17 protein-coding genes are annotated in these 14857 nt (G+C 45.2%); 7 read left to right on the top strand and 10 right to left on the bottom strand.

The window, feature by feature from the left end:
* Nucleotides 1–43 precede the first annotated feature (43 nt).
* The 3 genes from R7R24_RS05260 to R7R24_RS05250 form a co-directional block, all read right to left on the bottom strand.
* Nucleotides 44–739, bottom strand: coding sequence for a VC0807 family protein (locus R7R24_RS05260; RefSeq protein WP_005383527.1), 696 nt, complete (start codon nt 737–739; stop codon nt 44–46).
* Nucleotides 740–905: 166 nt separating this feature from the next.
* Nucleotides 906–1436, bottom strand: coding sequence for a sigma-70 family RNA polymerase sigma factor (locus R7R24_RS05255; RefSeq protein ID WP_254901941.1), 531 nt, complete (start codon nt 1434–1436; stop codon nt 906–908).
* 120 nt (nt 1437–1556) lie between these two features.
* Complete coding sequence (locus R7R24_RS05250) at nt 1557–2243, bottom strand: DJ-1/PfpI family protein (RefSeq protein WP_005374612.1); 687 nt, start codon at nt 2241–2243, stop codon at nt 1557–1559.
* A 126-nt stretch (nt 2244–2369) separates the two neighbouring features.
* Here R7R24_RS05250 and R7R24_RS05245 point away from each other — a divergent pair, with 126 nt between their 5' ends.
* Together R7R24_RS05245 and R7R24_RS05240 are read left to right on the top strand one after the other, a co-directional pair.
* Nucleotides 2370–3326 carry a LysR family transcriptional regulator gene (locus tag R7R24_RS05245; protein WP_042522258.1) on the top strand — a complete coding sequence of 319 codons (957 nt, stop codon included), beginning with the start codon at nt 2370–2372 and terminating at the stop codon, nt 3324–3326.
* 127 nt (nt 3327–3453) lie between these two features.
* On the top strand, nt 3454–3993 hold the full coding sequence (locus R7R24_RS05240; RefSeq protein ID WP_005398264.1) for a CAP domain-containing protein: 540 nt from the start codon (nt 3454–3456) through the stop codon (nt 3991–3993).
* Between the two features lie 77 nt (nt 3994–4070).
* Here the strand turns inward: R7R24_RS05240 and R7R24_RS05235 are convergent, their stop codons facing one another.
* The 4 genes from R7R24_RS05235 to R7R24_RS05220 all read right to left on the bottom strand — a co-directional run bounded on the left by R7R24_RS05235 (nt 4071) and on the right by R7R24_RS05220 (nt 8943).
* Nucleotides 4071–4490: a VOC family protein gene (locus R7R24_RS05235; RefSeq protein WP_054578593.1), complete on the bottom strand. Its 420-nt coding sequence runs from the start codon at nt 4488–4490 to the stop codon at nt 4071–4073.
* A gap of 1228 nt (nt 4491–5718) precedes the next feature.
* Nucleotides 5719–7287 carry an alkyl hydroperoxide reductase subunit F gene (gene ahpF, locus R7R24_RS05230; protein ID WP_005374617.1) on the bottom strand — a complete coding sequence of 523 codons (1569 nt, stop codon included), beginning with the start codon at nt 7285–7287 and terminating at the stop codon, nt 5719–5721.
* Nucleotides 7288–7621: 334 nt separating this feature from the next.
* Nucleotides 7622–8179, bottom strand: coding sequence for an alkyl hydroperoxide reductase subunit C (ahpC, locus tag R7R24_RS05225; protein WP_005374632.1), 558 nt, complete (start codon nt 8177–8179; stop codon nt 7622–7624).
* A gap of 305 nt (nt 8180–8484) precedes the next feature.
* Nucleotides 8485–8943, bottom strand: coding sequence for a MarR family transcriptional regulator (locus tag R7R24_RS05220; RefSeq protein ID WP_318119457.1), 459 nt, complete (start codon nt 8941–8943; stop codon nt 8485–8487).
* A 137-nt stretch (nt 8944–9080) separates the two neighbouring features.
* Between R7R24_RS05220 and R7R24_RS05215 the strand changes: the two genes are divergently transcribed.
* From R7R24_RS05215 to R7R24_RS05205, 3 genes are all read left to right on the top strand, one after another.
* Nucleotides 9081–9503, top strand: coding sequence for an organic hydroperoxide resistance protein (locus R7R24_RS05215; protein ID WP_005374640.1), 423 nt, complete (start codon nt 9081–9083; stop codon nt 9501–9503).
* A gap of 264 nt (nt 9504–9767) precedes the next feature.
* Nucleotides 9768–10010 carry a type II toxin-antitoxin system Phd/YefM family antitoxin gene (locus R7R24_RS05210; protein WP_005383516.1) on the top strand — a complete coding sequence of 81 codons (243 nt, stop codon included), beginning with the start codon at nt 9768–9770 and terminating at the stop codon, nt 10008–10010.
* 13 nt (nt 10011–10023) lie between these two features.
* On the top strand, nt 10024–10359 hold the full coding sequence (locus R7R24_RS05205) for a type II toxin-antitoxin system RelE/ParE family toxin (RefSeq protein WP_020195558.1): 336 nt from the start codon (nt 10024–10026) through the stop codon (nt 10357–10359).
* A gap of 53 nt (nt 10360–10412) precedes the next feature.
* Here R7R24_RS05205 and R7R24_RS05200 read toward each other — a convergent pair whose 3' ends face one another.
* Together R7R24_RS05200 and R7R24_RS05195 are read right to left on the bottom strand one after the other, a co-directional pair.
* Nucleotides 10413–11510, bottom strand: coding sequence for a YdcF family protein (locus R7R24_RS05200; protein WP_054578595.1), 1098 nt, complete (start codon nt 11508–11510; stop codon nt 10413–10415).
* Nucleotides 11511–11808: 298 nt separating this feature from the next.
* Complete coding sequence (locus R7R24_RS05195; RefSeq protein WP_054578596.1) at nt 11809–12708, bottom strand: AraC family transcriptional regulator; 900 nt, start codon at nt 12706–12708, stop codon at nt 11809–11811.
* A gap of 184 nt (nt 12709–12892) precedes the next feature.
* Here R7R24_RS05195 and R7R24_RS05190 point away from each other — a divergent pair, with 184 nt between their 5' ends.
* Both R7R24_RS05190 and R7R24_RS05185 read left to right on the top strand, forming a co-directional pair.
* Nucleotides 12893–13756, top strand: a complete 864-nt coding sequence (locus tag R7R24_RS05190; protein ID WP_017820079.1) for a helix-turn-helix domain-containing protein — start codon at nt 12893–12895, stop codon at nt 13754–13756.
* A gap of 91 nt (nt 13757–13847) precedes the next feature.
* The gene (locus R7R24_RS05185; protein WP_017820080.1) at nt 13848–14435 is read left to right on the top strand and encodes a GNAT family N-acetyltransferase; all 588 of its coding nucleotides are present in this window, start codon (nt 13848–13850) and stop codon (nt 14433–14435) included.
* 111 nt (nt 14436–14546) lie between these two features.
* On the opposite strand, the gene R7R24_RS05180 is transcribed toward R7R24_RS05185, so the two are convergent.
* On the bottom strand, nt 14547–14813 hold the full coding sequence (locus R7R24_RS05180) for a DUF2999 family protein (RefSeq protein ID WP_004746427.1): 267 nt from the start codon (nt 14811–14813) through the stop codon (nt 14547–14549).
* Between the last annotated feature and the right edge of the window lie 44 nt (nt 14814–14857).

The following is a 14857-nucleotide window of genomic DNA, read 5'->3' as shown; positions in this document are numbered from 1 at the left end:
ATAAAATCCTCCCTTTTTTATGGGTTTACTTGTAATGATTGGGCTATTTTAGATGGAAGATTTGCTCTGTTTCGAGCGATGTCATCGCACGTACTTGACGCCAAATGTAATAAAAAATACCGAACATCATCAACATACTTGGGATGGCAATCATTGGGTAACTGTACAGCGTCATTTTCCCTAACTCTTCGTTAAAGGCAGCAGTACCAGAAGGGCTAGTCACAATCCAAGTCGCAAGGAAGTAGTTCATTGCAGATGAGAACGCAAAAGTACTTGCAAACAAGTAGTTAGAAGACATAAGGCAACGTTCGAACGCATCGGTTTTACCATTTTCTTTTAAACGTTGGTTAATCAACGCGAGATTCAACACTGTGTCATTCAGTACTAACTTCTGCATCAGTGGGTAGCGGGTAAACGTTGAACCCAAAACCGCTAAACCGATCAGGCCAGGAATCAGGGCTTCTTTTAGTGCTAACCAGCGTGTATCAAGCTCTAACAAGCCGATGCCACCAGTTAGTAGAACACTGATAAAGCCCAGAGCAGAAATAAAGTTAAATTTCTTGTTACGGACAAGGTCCATACCGCCATAAATGATAGGAAATAGCAAAGCGACAACCAGCGCCATTGCTGTCCCTAGATGCTCATCGCCACTAAACTTCATCAAAATGAAGGAAGGGATAAATACGTTGAAAAGGATTTCAAATAAGGGATTCGGCTTTTTCGCCGTCGTGTTACTCATAATGTTTTACTGACTCTACTCTATGTCGGCTGTTATTGTACTTTGACAAGAAGTGTTCATCTAGTCGCGCTTGATGTAAAGCGTTAAAGCGTCGAGTTGTGTAACGACTTATGAAATAGACCGGAGCATAGCCAGTTAGTTTACATGGTTGACTACTTTTTGTGTCTTAATGACTCTCCTTCTGTGCGATGATCTGATTACGCGCTCTGAATAATCGAGTCGCCACTGTGTTGTGGTTGAGCCTCAAGGCTTGGGCAATTTCATCATGATTCAACCCAGCCACTAAGCTCAAGAGCAACGGCTCTCGGTATTTGGGTTCGAGAATCATCATTTGTTTTTGAAGCCAATCTTGGGCCATGTCGTAGTCACTGCCAGGGTAGGTTTTTGTCTGTATTGCACACTCATCAATGTCGACAAAATCGTACTGTTTTCTATCAAAGCGCCGAGCATTCTCACGACGCAAAATAGTAATGAGCCAAGACTTCGCGGCGTTGGGGTCATTTAATTTATCAAAGAATCGCCACGCTTTCAGAAAGGTTTCTTGCGCTAAATCTTGAGCAAGGTGGTGATCTTTGCATAACCAATATGCGAGACGGTAGATCTCTTGGTATCGCTCTTTCGTCAGTGCTTCGTAACGTTTACGTTTTTCCATAGCATTAAGATAAAAAGTTTGGAGAGCACGTTGTGTCTGCCAGATGAACGACAACCCTTTTTATCGCTTTTACAGTGATAAAAAGGGTTGTTCGACTAGGAAGACAAATTCGAAGAGTTAACCTTCCAAATATCGAAGGGTGACTCTGATTTCTTTCTTACACGCTTAAAATGGTTGGTTGGAAAAGCGTGAGTACTGGATGGCATCTGCGACTTCCTGAGCTTTAGACTCTGAAGTCATAAGGTGAAGTAGCTTAAGAGCAGCTTGATAGCTAACTAGGCTACCGTTCGAAGTGATAACGCCATCATCAATGACAAAATTCTGGTCGACTTGTACTTTGACTGCTGGGTAATCTCTTTGAAAGCCGTTTTCACCTCCGGCCCAAGTTGTTGCTTTTTTGCCGTTTAAAAGGCCAGCTTCGGCTAACAAATACGCGCCAGAGCAATTACTTGCCATCCAATCTGCCGCCTTTGATGTCGTTTTAATAAAGTGAATGAGATCTTTATTTTCGATTAGTGCATCCATGTCATAGCTGGATGTTAAAACCAATACGTCGAGTTCCGGCAGATCACCAATCCAAGCATCCACACCAATTTTTAATCCTTCTTCAGTGGTGATGGTTTTCTGATCTGAGACGGAAATGGTGAGCACGTCATAATCACTAAACCAAGTGAGACGACTTGCGACGCCAAAGACCTCTAAAGGCGCAGTAACATCAGAGGTCAGTACGCCATCGTAAACCAGAATACCAATTCGTTTATCTGCGGCATGTGCTGTTTGAAGCACCCCAAAGAATAGGACTAGTGTCGCTATCAATAGTTGTAGTGCATTCTTCAATCCGTTTTTACCCATGGTTTTTTCCTCGCTAACAGAGCATCAAGTTATTGAGGTTCATTATATTTAGGCTAATTAGTGATTGAAGAGCCACTTGGTCTTTACTAAAGTGAATAAAATTCATGAATAGAGTTCATTGGTTATATGGATAAGATACGGTCCCTACGATTTTTTATTGCCACTTTAGATGGCGGTAGTTTTGCTGCGGCTGCCAAAGTGTATGGCACTGACCCTTCGACCGTGAGTAAAGCCATACATCGTCTTGAAAGCGATTTGGGTATACAGCTTTTTCAACGTTCTACGCGACAGAGCCGCCTGACAGAAGCTGGTCGTAGGTACGCAAATACTGCTAGGTTTGTACTGGAGGAGCTGGCGGCATGTGAGGATTCATTAAAAAGTCACAATGATGCGCTTTCAGGGCAGCTTAAGATTAATGTGCCAGTCTCGTACGGTCGCCTCTATATTCGTCCTTTATTAAAAGAGTTTTGTCGCCGCTACCCTAACATCACTATCGATATTCATTACGATGACGCCTACGTTGATATTATTGAGCAAGGTATTGATGTGTCGATTCGCTCTGGTGTCGTTCACGATAGTCAATTGATTGTGCGTCAGCTGAGCCCTATCGATTTTATCATTTGTGCCAGTCAGGATTACTTAGCGCGCCATGGTGTTCCGAGTGGCCCGGATGTATTCAATGACCATTCTTGGGTTCGTTTTCGTTTTAAACAAACGGGGAAACTGTTGCCGATTCGGATGCCAGAACCAGACGGTGCGAGTGAATATGACCCCGAAAGAAACTATATTGTAAATGACGGTGAATCCATGGCAGAGCTTTGCGCAGAAGGCTTAGGATTAACTCAGATCCCTCATTTTATCGCAAGAGACTGGCTTAAATCGGGGCGTTTAGTGCCGATATTTCCGAGCATGCGCCAAGCAGGAAATGGCGTGTATCTTCTCTATGCCAACCGGGAATATGTGCCTGCACGAGTTAGGGTGTTCATCGATTTTATCACTCAAGCAATACAGGATATGGATGAAACGCCATTCCATACTTGGGCTGAAACGTTGCCGATTTATCGACCGAACCAAGGCGATTGAAAACTTCATGTGAGTCTTTGGTTAAAACCCCCTAAGCTATATGGTGCTTTTATTGGTTTTTGTTAGTTTATTGGGCGTTATTATCGAAAAGCGCAGTTTGCTCTTCGTCACTCATAAAGGAAAGACAATGCCAACTAAGATCTTAGTGCCTGCTTTGGCCCTACTTCTCAGCGCATGTGGCGGCGATGGGGAGTCGTCAGCCCCAGCAGAAAGCGGCTCACAAAACACAGGTTCCACATCGTCACAAGGCACATTTGCCGAGCAGATGCTTGCAGCGGTCAACAGCGCCCGCTCTACTACACAACAGTGTGGCGCAACCACCATGCCACCTGTTGGGGCCCTGACTTGGAGCTACGATTTGGAAAGCGCCGCTTATCGACATTCAAGCGATATGGCGAACAGCGATTTCATGAGCCACACAGGCTCTGATGGCAGCAAAATGTCAGATCGAGTTAACGCAACGGGTTATGCTTGGAGCGCCATTGGTGAGAATGTCGCCGTAGGGCAAAGCACCATTAACGCCGTCGTGAATGCTTGGTTATCGAGTGAAGGTCACTGCCTTAATATCATGAGTGCGGATTTTGATCAGATGGGCGCGTCGCTTGTCGAAAATCACTCTGCACGCTACGGATATTACTGGACTCAGGTTTTTGCCAAACAGCGCTAATGCGATAAAGAAGCCTGATAGATAAAATAAAACGCCAGCAGTCACTATCTGCTGGCGTTTTATTATTTACATCTCTTTTAGCTTGTCAGGTTACGAAGTTTTGGGTCATCCACCAGGTATTCAACAAATTCAATCTCAAAACCTGCAGGGTCAACAAAATACACATTCTTGCGGTATGGTTCATCAGCGCCAGGTTGGGCAATCGGATAACCTGCATCGGTTAGTCTTTTGATGATTGCATCGACGTTGTTGGTCACATAAGCAAAATGCGCTAGCCCAACTTGGTGCCCGCTCAACTCGCGGTTTTCTCCTTCGCCATGGTCACTCATGGCTATGTATTGATACTCGTCGCCAAAATGTAGCCAGTTTCTTGGTTTGCCACTCCATTCGCCTTTACCTTCATCACGCACGTACCAATGTGGAAATGCAGTTTGGTAAAACTTCAGCATTTCAGGGATATCTTTCACGACTAAGTTAATATGTTCTAGTTGGATCATGAGGTGCTCCTTTTTGTCATTTTCTAGCCAACGATGAATATGCTAAAACCTCAAGTAAAGTTGAGGTAAAGGGCTTTTTTAAAATTTTTTAGGATTGATATCTTTGGATCTGGATACATTGAGAGATTCGGTGGGTTTGGTGCTTTGAATCTGAGAGCTGGGTTAGGGGCTTGCAACCTTGTTTCACCTTTTATTTATTCGTGCTACTCATTTTCGAGCGAGTTTGTGGTGAGTAGATTCCCAGTCTCACCTAGGTTCGCGGGAATGACGGAAAGATAGTGCTAAACGAAGAGCGTCATTCTGAAAGAGCCTAAGCGAGTATTCAGAATCTATTTGCAGCGCGTTTTGATGCCGGTGGAGTGAATTGAATTATCTGTGACTGTAAAACTTGCCACCTGCACTCGGAATGCTGAGATCTTAAGAGTTTGATATAAGCGAAGGTTAGGTGGGATTGGTGGTTGAATGTTGGGTAAGGTGCTTGCAACCTTGTTTCAACTTTTGTTTGTTCGTGCTACTCATTTTCGATCGAGTTTACGGTGAGTAGATTCCCAGTCTCACCTAGGTTCGCGGGAATGACGGGAAGAGAACGCTAACGAACAGCGTCATTCTGAAGGAGCCTAAGCGAGTATTCAGAATCTACTTTCAGTGTGTTGTTATGTTGCGTTGTGAATTGAATTATCCGCGAGCACAGAACCAGTTCCTCCCTTTTGAGCTCTGCGTGTTGAGAGCTTCGGAGTTTGATACAAGGGGAGGTTAGGTGGGGTTGCTGGTTTGAGGTTGAATGTTGGGTAAGGTGCTTGCAACCTTGTTTCACCTTTTGTTTGTTCGTGCTACTCATTTTCGATCGAGTTTACGGTGAGTAGATTCCCAGTCTCACCTAGGTTCGCGGGAATGACGGGAAGAGAACGCTAACGAACAGCGTCATTCTGAAGGAGCCTAAGCGAGTATTCAGAATCTATTCGCAGCGCGTTGTGATGCTGGTGGAGTGAACTGAATTATCCGTGATTGTAGAGCCATTCCCTCCAGTTTGAACTCGGAGCGCTGAGGGATTTGCTTACACCTCTCCCCAAACAAAAAAAGCCAGCAGTTAATACCTGCTGGCAAAGTCTTTGGGCTTCTAGGTTTTTTGATTTTATTTCTTGTTACTCATCGCTGTCACGGTGCCCCGATTGGTTTTCCGGGGAAGAAAACACAGCACCGTGCGCTTTGTGTCCAAGAAATTTGGAGATTAGCCTTGCTTACGGATTAGGTAGTCAAATGCGCCTAAGCTTGCTTTTGCACCTTCACCCATCGCAATGATGATCTGCTTGTAAGGAACGGTTGTTGCGTCACCCGCTGCGAACACACCTTCTAAGCTAGTATCGCCACGGCTACCGACTTCAATCTCGCCGCGCTCAGATAGGGCTACTTCTGAATCTTTTAGCCATTCTGTGTTTGGTACTAGACCGATTTGAACAAAGATACCTGACAATTCAATCTCTTTGATCTCATCTGTGTTGCGATCTTTGTACTTCAAGCTTGTTACGCGAGTACCGTCACCCACTACTTCTGTTGTTTGCGCCATCGTGATGATGTCTACGTTTGGTAGTGAGTTCGCTTTGTCGATAAGCACTTGGTCTGCACGAAGTACGTCTGCAAATTCAAGAACCGTTACATGTTCTACAATACCAGCAAGGTCGATAGCAGCTTCGATGCCTGAGTTACCACCACCGATAACTGCGGTTTTCTTGCCTTTGAACAGTGGGCCGTCACAGTGTGGGCAGTACGCGACACCTTTGTTGCGGTACTCTTGCTCACCCGGAACGTTCATTTCACGCCAGCGTGCACCAGGGCTTAAGATGACACTCTTACTCTTCAGCGTTGCGCCGCTTTCAAGTTGGATGTGAATCAAACCATCTTCTGTATGTGCTGCGCCCATTAGCTTCTCAGCTTGTTGCTCAGTCACGACGTCTACGTCGTATTCTTTTAGGTGTTCTGCTAGGTCAGTTGCTAGTTTTGGACCTTCAGTACGTTTTACCGAAATGAAGTTCTCGATTGCCATGGTGTCCATAACCTGACCACCAAAACGCTTAGCAACAACGCCAGTACGAATACCTTTACGAGCAGCGTATAGTGCAGCTGCGCTACCACCAGGACCACCGCCGACAACAAGCACGTCGTATGGGTCTTTTTCGCTCAGTGCTTTCGCCGCTTTCTCGCTCGCGCCGTCATCCACTTTGTTTAGGATTTCAGTCAGAGACATACGGCCTTGACCGAATAGCTCACCGTTCACGAATACACTTGGTACTGCCATGATGTCGCGTTGTTTCACTTCATCTTGGAACAAACCACCGTCGATCATGGTTGCTTTTACTTTCGGGTTGATCGCCGCCATCATGTTGAACGCTTGAACCACGTCCGGACAGTTTTGACACGACAATGAAATGAAGATTTCTACGTCTAGATCTTTGTCTAGTGCTGCGATTTGCTCAATCACTTCTGGTTCTAGTTTGATTGGGTGACCGCCAGAATGAAGCAGTGCCAATACTAGAGAGGTAAATTCGTGACCCATTGGCAAGCCTGCAAAGCGTAGTGCTGTGCCTTTAGCTGGGTTAGTTACCGCCATCACTGGTTTACGTGCGCTTGCGTTGTCGTCACGTTCAACCGTGATTAGGTCGCTCATCTCTGCGATTTGGTTCGCTAGAGACAAAATGTCATTCGATGCTTTGCTTTCATCTAGACTAACCACTAAACGAACTTCTTCTTTTACATTAGCCAGATATTGTTTGAGTTGTTGTTGGATCGCTTGGTCTAACATAGTTGTTACTACCTTAATTAAATAGTTACCAATCAAAACAAGTATTTGTTCATTCTTGCTAGCTAAAATCGTTGATAACTGCGTTATAGATTTTGTAGTTAGAGTAACTAGCTATCGAAAATCTATGCCTGGTTCTAAACGATTTTTTCTACGCAATTACTGCACACCTACTTATTCAGATAGGTAATAAAAAGTGGTTACTGTAGATAAAACCTGAGGGGGAGAGAGCAAATCAGGCAGAAGGTCGTCAAGGTATCTAACCTGAAGTGCTCTCTAATTCAGTTCTAATCAGAAAAAGGAAATCGGAACTGATTAGAACTTAAATTTCAGTGGCTTAGATTTTACCAACTAGGTCTAGTGATGGAGCTAGTGTCTCTTCACCTTCTTTCCATTTAGCTGGGCAAACTTCGCCTGGGTGTGCTGCTACGTATTGAGCTGCTTTCACTTTGCGTAGTAGGTCTTCTGCGTCACGACCGATACCTTCAGCAGTGATTTCCATTGCTTGGATAGTACCTTCTGGGTCGATTAGGAACGTAGCGCGGTCTGCAAGACCTTGACCTTCACGCATCACACCGAAGTTGTTTGTGATGTTGCCTGTTTGGTCGCCAAGCATGTAGTACTGAATCTTACCGATTGTGTCTGAGCTGTCGTGCCATGCTTTGTGAGTGAAGTGTGTATCAGTTGATACTGAGTAAACTTCTACGCCACGTTTTTGTAGCTCTTCGTAGTGGTCTGCTAGGTCGCCCAGTTCTGTTGGACATACAAACGTAAAGTCTGCTGGGTAGAAGAAGAATACTGCCCATTTACCTAGAACGTCTTGTTCTGTTACTTCAACGAATTCGCCGTTTTTGTACGCTGTAGCTGCAAATGGTTTGATTTGAGTATTAATCATAATTTACTTTCCTTTGAATGTTTTAAGCTGAGCTGTTGTTGCTTTCGGAAAGTATATTCTCATCGGAGTGTGTTTAAGGAAAATCGCTTGTAACTATCCTATTGATAGCCATTTCCTATTTCACTTGATAGGGAAATCCGATGTAAGTGAGTTTGCTTTGATAGGTTTTATTGAAGATGAACGCAGATTAGCAATAGAGAATACCGATGATTACTTTGAGTAGATCTTCTAGCTAAGATCGAAAGAGCCTGCATCTCGGCAGGCTCTTTCTAATAGGAAGTGGGGAAGCGGATGCGTCTATTTTGTCAGCCCAGATTGTCGAGCACTTTGCCACACAGCTTCTTCAGCATGATCATTTCATCCAGCTCTAATGTGATTTTGCACATCATGGCGTTTGGCACTGACTTAGCTTGCTCTTTAAGGGCACGACCTTGCTCGGTTAGATTGAGTACGCGAACGCGCTCATCGGTTTCACTGCGACCACGCTCTACATAGACTTTTGCTTCTAAGCGTTTAAGCAGCGGTGTGAGTGTGCCTGAGTCCAAATGCAGTTGTGACCCCAATTCTTTTACGCTGGCACCGTCTTTCTCCCACAGCACCATCATCACTAAGTACTGCGAATAAGTCAGATCAAGCTCATCCAACAACGGGCGGTACGCTCGGATCACTGCATTTGCTGCGCTGTAGAGCGGGAAGCAAACTTGGTTTTCGAGTAAGAGTTTATCGTCGTTGGTCATGGTGTTGTCGGTGTAACACTGGCTCATTGGCGTTGCCTACCTGATCACAGAGAAAGAGAGTTATAAAATAAATTGTGCACAATATAGTTGCAAACGATCTTTACTTCGATATAAGATTGCAAGCAATTAAATTGTGCGCAACTTAAACTAAGAAGGACACTCGCATGACTACTCTATACAAAACTCAAGCTACCGCTTTGGCTGGTCGTAATGGTCAAGTAAAAACTGATGACGGTCTTCTCGATCTAGAGCTGTCATACCCGAAGGAAATGGGCGGCACAGGCGCAGCAACTAACCCAGAACAGCTTTTTGCTGCGGGTTATTCAGCGTGTTTTTCTAACGCGATTTTGCACGTAGCACGTGAAGGTAAAGTAAACCTGAAAAGTGCACCCGTAACAGCGGAAGTAGGCATTGGTCCGAACGATAACGGTGGCTTTGCACTAACAGTGAGCCTAGCGGTAGAGCTAGACATGCCACAAGAACAAGCGCTAGAGCTAACGCGCATTGCACACCAAGTTTGCCCATACTCAAACGCAGTTCGTGGCAACATTGATGTGGCAGTAACGGTAAACGGCGAAGCAATTTAAGCGGTTCTTATCACTGCACAAAGACAAGAAAGCCTGCAAGTACGCAGGCTTTTTCTATATTTGAAGTAGGAGTCTAAATTTAAACTTAATTTGGTTTGTTCGAAATGCACAGGTATAGTTGGCAAGATTAGGTCAAAATCTAAACGAAAAATAGAATGTGATTAGCACTTTCTATTGATTCAAATATTTCGGTCAAACCTGCAGTATAGCTCGGCTGGTTTCGCTTGTTGTTACACCAGCGGGGTTGCCGATAGGAGTCATGTGATGAGCACTGAAACGGTAAGTTATCTAAAAAAGAATGCTGCGAAGCTTGAACTGGATGAGCCAATGACGATTACGCAAAATGGTAAGCCTATTTATGTCGTTGAGTCTTATGAAGAACGTCAGAAGCGTGATGAAGCCATTGCTTTAATGAAGTTTGTTAGCTTTGCTCAAAATGATGTTGCGAATGAACGTGTAAAGTCATCAGAAGATATGAAGAGCACGTTAGCAGCACTCAAAGATTGAGTTTGATACGAGCATGGAAGCAAAAGTTCTCTATACACAAACCTTTGAAAATACGGCTATTCAGAGTATTAACTATTTATCGAACTGGAGCGCTCGCAACGATGTGATTGATAGATTAATTGCGGTTCAGCAGAGGTTTGAACACAACGTTTTGAATAACCCGTCTATCTATCCGCCTTGTTATGAACTGACAACCATCGGTGTTTACGACATCCGGCAATTCAGCTTTGATGGATTCAAGCTGCTTTACCGAATTGGTGACAAAAATACTATCTATGCTCTAGTGATTCTGAGCGACAAACAAAACCTACAAAACGCATTGATTGACCACTGCATCATGTTCAAATGATTCTATGAGAGACCGCATTAACGCGGTCTCTTTTGCTTTCTGGCTCTGGTGTATTAACGCGACTCGAGCGGGTAAGAGCGGTAGCTCCACATGCCGTAAGTACGCAGTGCATCGCGGTAGATACCAAGCAATTCGCCATCGCTGGCTTTGGCTAAGTCTTTCAGTGGCTTGTCTGGGTAGCTTACGGTGTCGAAAGTGATGCCTTGCGGGCCAGTTTGCCAGCTTGCGATTTTAAACAATGTTTGACCACGGCGCACGTGGCTCGCTGAGCTTATGATGGTCGCGTGTTTGATGTTATGACGCGCCAATGCGTAGCTGCTGAATAGGGCGTTACCTACCGTGCTGGTGGCGTAGTTTTCTTCAATGATGCGATCTTTGCTGATGCCTTTTTCAATCAGCCAATCTGCCATTAACTTGCCTTCCGTTTTGTGGTTCTTCGGTACGCCACCCGTCAATACGATCAACGCGTCAGGGTTTGCTTTCGCCATGGCTAGCGTGGTTTCCAAACGCTCAACCAAGATTTGATGCATCGAACCATCTGGGTTTAGCGCGTATCCCAACGTGACGATTGCGCCTTTGTCATCCAGTTTGCCTTTGTCGGCTTTCTCTTTTAGTGGCGTTGCAAGTACGCGGTCTACGGTGTCGAAGATGCGTTGGATGTCTGCCGCTTTACCTGCATTGAGCTTCGTGAGCGTCGCCATGTGTTTCGCTGATTCCGCTTGGTTGCCCTCAAAGCGTTGCCATACCGCTAAGTAAGCGTGCAAATCCACATCGTCTGGTGCGACCGAAAGGGCTTGTTCGAACAGTTCAATCGCGCGGTCTGCATTCTTGTTGTAGATCTGCGCATTTGCCGCAGAAATCAGCAGGTCAGTGCGGTACGGCTCAAGTTTGTAGGCCTCTAGTAAGCGGTCGGTAACAATCTCCATGTTGCTCGGCATTTTGGCGGTAAAACCCGCATGCGAGATACGCGCAGGGGATTTGAATGCCTGTACCGCGTCGTTGAGAAGTTGGTCGACAACCTGACGTTTGGTGACGATCTGTGAGTAATCGGCGGAAGATTGGACGGCAGCATCGTTAGCCGCGATAGAGTATGGGGCAGCAGTCAGCGCAATCACGCTACCAAGAGCAATGGCAAGTAAGTTCTTCTTCATGGAATGTCCTAGAGGTGCTGTAGTACCTAGTTTTTATTGTGCCTAGCGTTGTAGGTCGAACGGGGTCGATAGAATTTTTTCAGTCTAGGTTCGCTTCATGAATAATCTGTGAAATGAATCCCAACTCAGCCGAGCGAATGAACGCGCGTGGTCAAAACGCGAAGTAGGATCACGAAAATATTGAGGTATTCGTTCGTGTTCTAAGTAATTGGATTAAAAGATAAACAGCGTTTGGAAGAACGAATTTAAGCAACCAGAGTAAGAAATGAAAAAGCCTGCAACGATGCAGGCTTTTGGTTTATTTGATGGCAGTGCAGAAGCTAACGTCTGCATGGTGCGTTTGTGGGTCAAAGCTGTGGTAAAGCTCAAAGCAAGGACGGTCGTCGTTCTCAATACCGGATTCAATTACCTTGCTCATGACATCATCCCATGCTTTTGAGTATTGGCTCGGGTCAGTAATGTGCTGGCGCATCACCGCATATTGACCACCGGGGAAGTCTTGCAGCTCAATGCCTTTTGGAACTTCCGTATCTTCTGGCACCATCAAGCAGATATCAGTGCGACACTTCTCGTCTGGCGTGATTTCTGGATTGTCATGGTAGATGAAGATGCAGGTATTGTCTGCCAAACCTTTCATTCCTGCCCATTGATACAAGCGACCTGATGGCTCCTCATAGCCTTGGCCGTAAGGGCCGTTTACGCGAATGTAAGCCAGTTTTGCTTTTTCAAAGTTTTGCGTTTCCATTGTCATGCTCCATTTGGTGAGTTCAGAGCCAGTATATGAATCGCTTGGTGTTACTTCGTTTCCATTCTTGCGCAACGTGTGTCCAATCTTGCTGTTTCGTGCTAATTCAGAAAACTGCTGGTAGTTTTCGCAGTCGCGAAAGGCCGTAGGTGTAACGCCATAATGTTGTTTGAAGGCTTTGGCTAAGCTCTGTGAGCTAGAAAATCCGTACTCTAGGGCAATGTTTAATACCGGTTGCTTGGATTTGAATAAGTCATCGGCGGCGGCTTCTAGACGCAAACGTCGAATGAAATCAGCTAATGTCTCGCCTTGCACGGCTTTGAAGGTGCGATGAAAGTGATAAGGAGAAAGGTTCGCCAGCGCGGCCACTTCTGGCAGATTGAGTGGTTCATTAAAGTGTTGTTCTAAATAACGAATCACAGGAACCAGTCGTTTGTGGTAGTCGACGCGCATCGGGGGATTTCCTTGTTCTGTTCAGCTTGTTTTCTCTGCTCAAAGCCTACCGCAATCCAACAAGCTTGCAAGGGAGCAACGTGAGAAATGCGTGGCGAGATGAGCGTCAATCAGTCACACTCAACGAGCAGATGTTTAAGCAAAAACGTTGCGCCCATTATCTTTACTAACCGCTAGGACAATCATGATAGCTTGGAAACAGTCTCTGCCAGAGTACGAATGGCTCATTCATCAAGTTTGGTACTTGGAAGTGCCAGAGGGTGAAGTCATTGACCCCAAGCCGCACCTTATCCCAAACCCGCGTGCTCATTTACTCTTTACGCCACCAGAGCAAGGCTACAGCTACGACACGGGACACACAAAGCTTGCTGGCAAAGGCTGCCACTTGTTAATGGCTAACGAACATTTACTGTTGTTGGAAGATACGGCTCCCATCAAGCGTATTGGTATCACCTTTCGCCCAGAGGGTTTTTATGCCATTGAATCACGGTTTAGTGATGCATCCCAAGTTAGTGCAATTAACCAATGCGAATGGTTTGATTGGCTTAACGCGGCGTTTGATGAGCGCTTTCAACAAGGCTTATGGCAGTTAGAGTTGCAAGGTTCATCGCAATGTTTGCTGAACTACATCAAACAACATTTAGATGCGTTAGATATCGAACCTTGCCGTACCAAACCGTTTTTGGCGTCACAAAAAGCGGTATCCGTGATGGACGCTCAAGCGCTACGTTCACCTGAGTTAGCGATGGATATTGATGAGATAGCCAAACAGTGCGCCTGTTCTCGCAGAACGCTTGAGCGCAGTTTCAAACAAGTGGTGGGGTTGAGCGTTAAGCAGTATCAACAAATGGCGCGTCTGGAGCAGATGATTTTGACTCTCTACAAGCAACAAGAAGCGATTGATTGGGCGAGTTTCTCACAACAATTTGGTTTCAGTGACCAATCGCATTTGATTCGTACCCTCAAACATCAGCTAAGAAAAACGCCGAGCAAATACCTGAAAAAACGTGACTTAACCATCGATATCTATGGCGATTTTGAGTCGTAATACATTGCTAATCAGCCCGAAAGTTGTCGCAAAAATCCAATTTTTCTCTTATCCGCTGGGCTACTATTTTCAGCAGATAACGAGGTAACACATGTCATATCAAAAACTAAAACAAGGCGAAGCCATTCCATTTAATGAATCGTTGACTATCCAACTGATTCAAGGCTCTGATCTACAAGATATTATCGAGATGCTGAACGACGATAAGGTCAATCAGTATCTGTTCTTCGCACCTGCTGATAACAACCTGTATGAAGGCTTCTTTGGCCCTATTATTGAAAATACGGCACAAGCGATTAAAGACGGTGTTTGGTCAGATAGCCCAACGTTCGTGATTCGTGACCAGCAAGGTCAGTACATGGGAATGTGTGCGGTGACCGCAGTGATGTTCTTAACTGGCAACTACGAAGTGGGTTATCAGTTACCTACTTGCGCATGGGGCAAAGGCGTCGCGACTCGCGCTTGCCAAATGATGACCGAGATTGGATTTACTGAGTTAAACGCCCATAAAGTCAGTGCCGATTGCTACGCTTCTAATGCTGGTTCTTACAAGACGTTAGAGAAAAATGGTTTTACTCAAGAAGGCCGTCAGAAAGACTACTATAAACTAGAGCAAGGCTTTGACGACAAGCTCTACTACGGTATGACCGCAGAGCAATTCGCGTCTTTAAATCGCTAATAATTAGCCGACAAAAAAGTAGCTAACAACAACGTAGCGAACAAAAAAGGCCGTTAACCCACATGCTCGGGTTAACGGCCTTTTCTATATTCAGCGCTAAATGGCTAAGACTTAGTTGCCTTGGTTTTGGCTTTGAAGCTTCTCTTTTGCTTCTTCAACCTTTGAGAAATCCAATCCCAACTCGTCTACGGCTTCTTTGATTAGCGCAGGGTTTTGCATCACTTGCGCCATCAGCATTTGTAGCTTGTCTTGTGGCAAACCTAGTTGGCTGATTGTTGCCATTGCCGCTAGAGGGTTTTGCGTCAGAGTCTGAAAAATCTCGTTGATTTGCTCATCGCTGATGTTGTTCTCTTTCAGCAAGGCGATAATTGGGTTCATCATATTTCCTTTCAATCAGTGTATGACTTGGTTGCCAGTATTTG

The organism is Vibrio sp. 704 (assembly GCF_033339295.1).
Note: the sequence above shows the minus strand (reverse complement) of the source record. Positions and strands in the feature narration are given on the sequence as shown.

Excerpts from the sequence above, each read along its gene's own strand:
- R7R24_RS05245 (WP_042522258.1), top strand. The coding sequence starts at position 2,370 with ATGGATAAGATACGGTCCCTACGATTTTTTATTGCCACTTTAGATGGC.
- R7R24_RS05205 (WP_020195558.1), top strand. The coding sequence starts at position 10,024 with ATGGAAGCAAAAGTTCTCTATACACAAACCTTTGAAAATACGGCTATT.
- R7R24_RS05235 (WP_054578593.1), bottom strand. The coding sequence starts at position 4,490 with ATGATCCAACTAGAACATATTAACTTAGTCGTGAAAGATATCCCTGAA.
- R7R24_RS05190 (WP_017820079.1), top strand. The coding sequence starts at position 12,893 with ATGATAGCTTGGAAACAGTCTCTGCCAGAGTACGAATGGCTCATTCAT.
- R7R24_RS05185 (WP_017820080.1), top strand. The coding sequence starts at position 13,848 with ATGTCATATCAAAAACTAAAACAAGGCGAAGCCATTCCATTTAATGAA.
- R7R24_RS05210 (WP_005383516.1), top strand. The coding sequence starts at position 9,768 with ATGAGCACTGAAACGGTAAGTTATCTAAAAAAGAATGCTGCGAAGCTT.
- R7R24_RS05200 (WP_054578595.1), bottom strand. The coding sequence starts at position 11,510 with ATGAAGAAGAACTTACTTGCCATTGCTCTTGGTAGCGTGATTGCGCTG.
- R7R24_RS05240 (WP_005398264.1), top strand. The coding sequence starts at position 3,454 with ATGCCAACTAAGATCTTAGTGCCTGCTTTGGCCCTACTTCTCAGCGCA.
- ahpF (WP_005374617.1), bottom strand. The coding sequence starts at position 7,287 with ATGTTAGACCAAGCGATCCAACAACAACTCAAACAATATCTGGCTAAT.
- R7R24_RS05195 (WP_054578596.1), bottom strand. The coding sequence starts at position 12,708 with ATGCGCGTCGACTACCACAAACGACTGGTTCCTGTGATTCGTTATTTA.
- R7R24_RS05215 (WP_005374640.1), top strand. The coding sequence starts at position 9,081 with ATGACTACTCTATACAAAACTCAAGCTACCGCTTTGGCTGGTCGTAAT.
- R7R24_RS05180 (WP_004746427.1), bottom strand. The coding sequence starts at position 14,813 with ATGAACCCAATTATCGCCTTGCTGAAAGAGAACAACATCAGCGATGAG.
- R7R24_RS05260 (WP_005383527.1), bottom strand. The coding sequence starts at position 739 with ATGAGTAACACGACGGCGAAAAAGCCGAATCCCTTATTTGAAATCCTT.
- R7R24_RS05250 (WP_005374612.1), bottom strand. The coding sequence starts at position 2,243 with ATGGGTAAAAACGGATTGAAGAATGCACTACAACTATTGATAGCGACA.
- ahpC (WP_005374632.1), bottom strand. The coding sequence starts at position 8,179 with ATGATTAATACTCAAATCAAACCATTTGCAGCTACAGCGTACAAAAAC.
- R7R24_RS05220 (WP_318119457.1), bottom strand. The coding sequence starts at position 8,943 with ATGAGCCAGTGTTACACCGACAACACCATGACCAACGACGATAAACTC.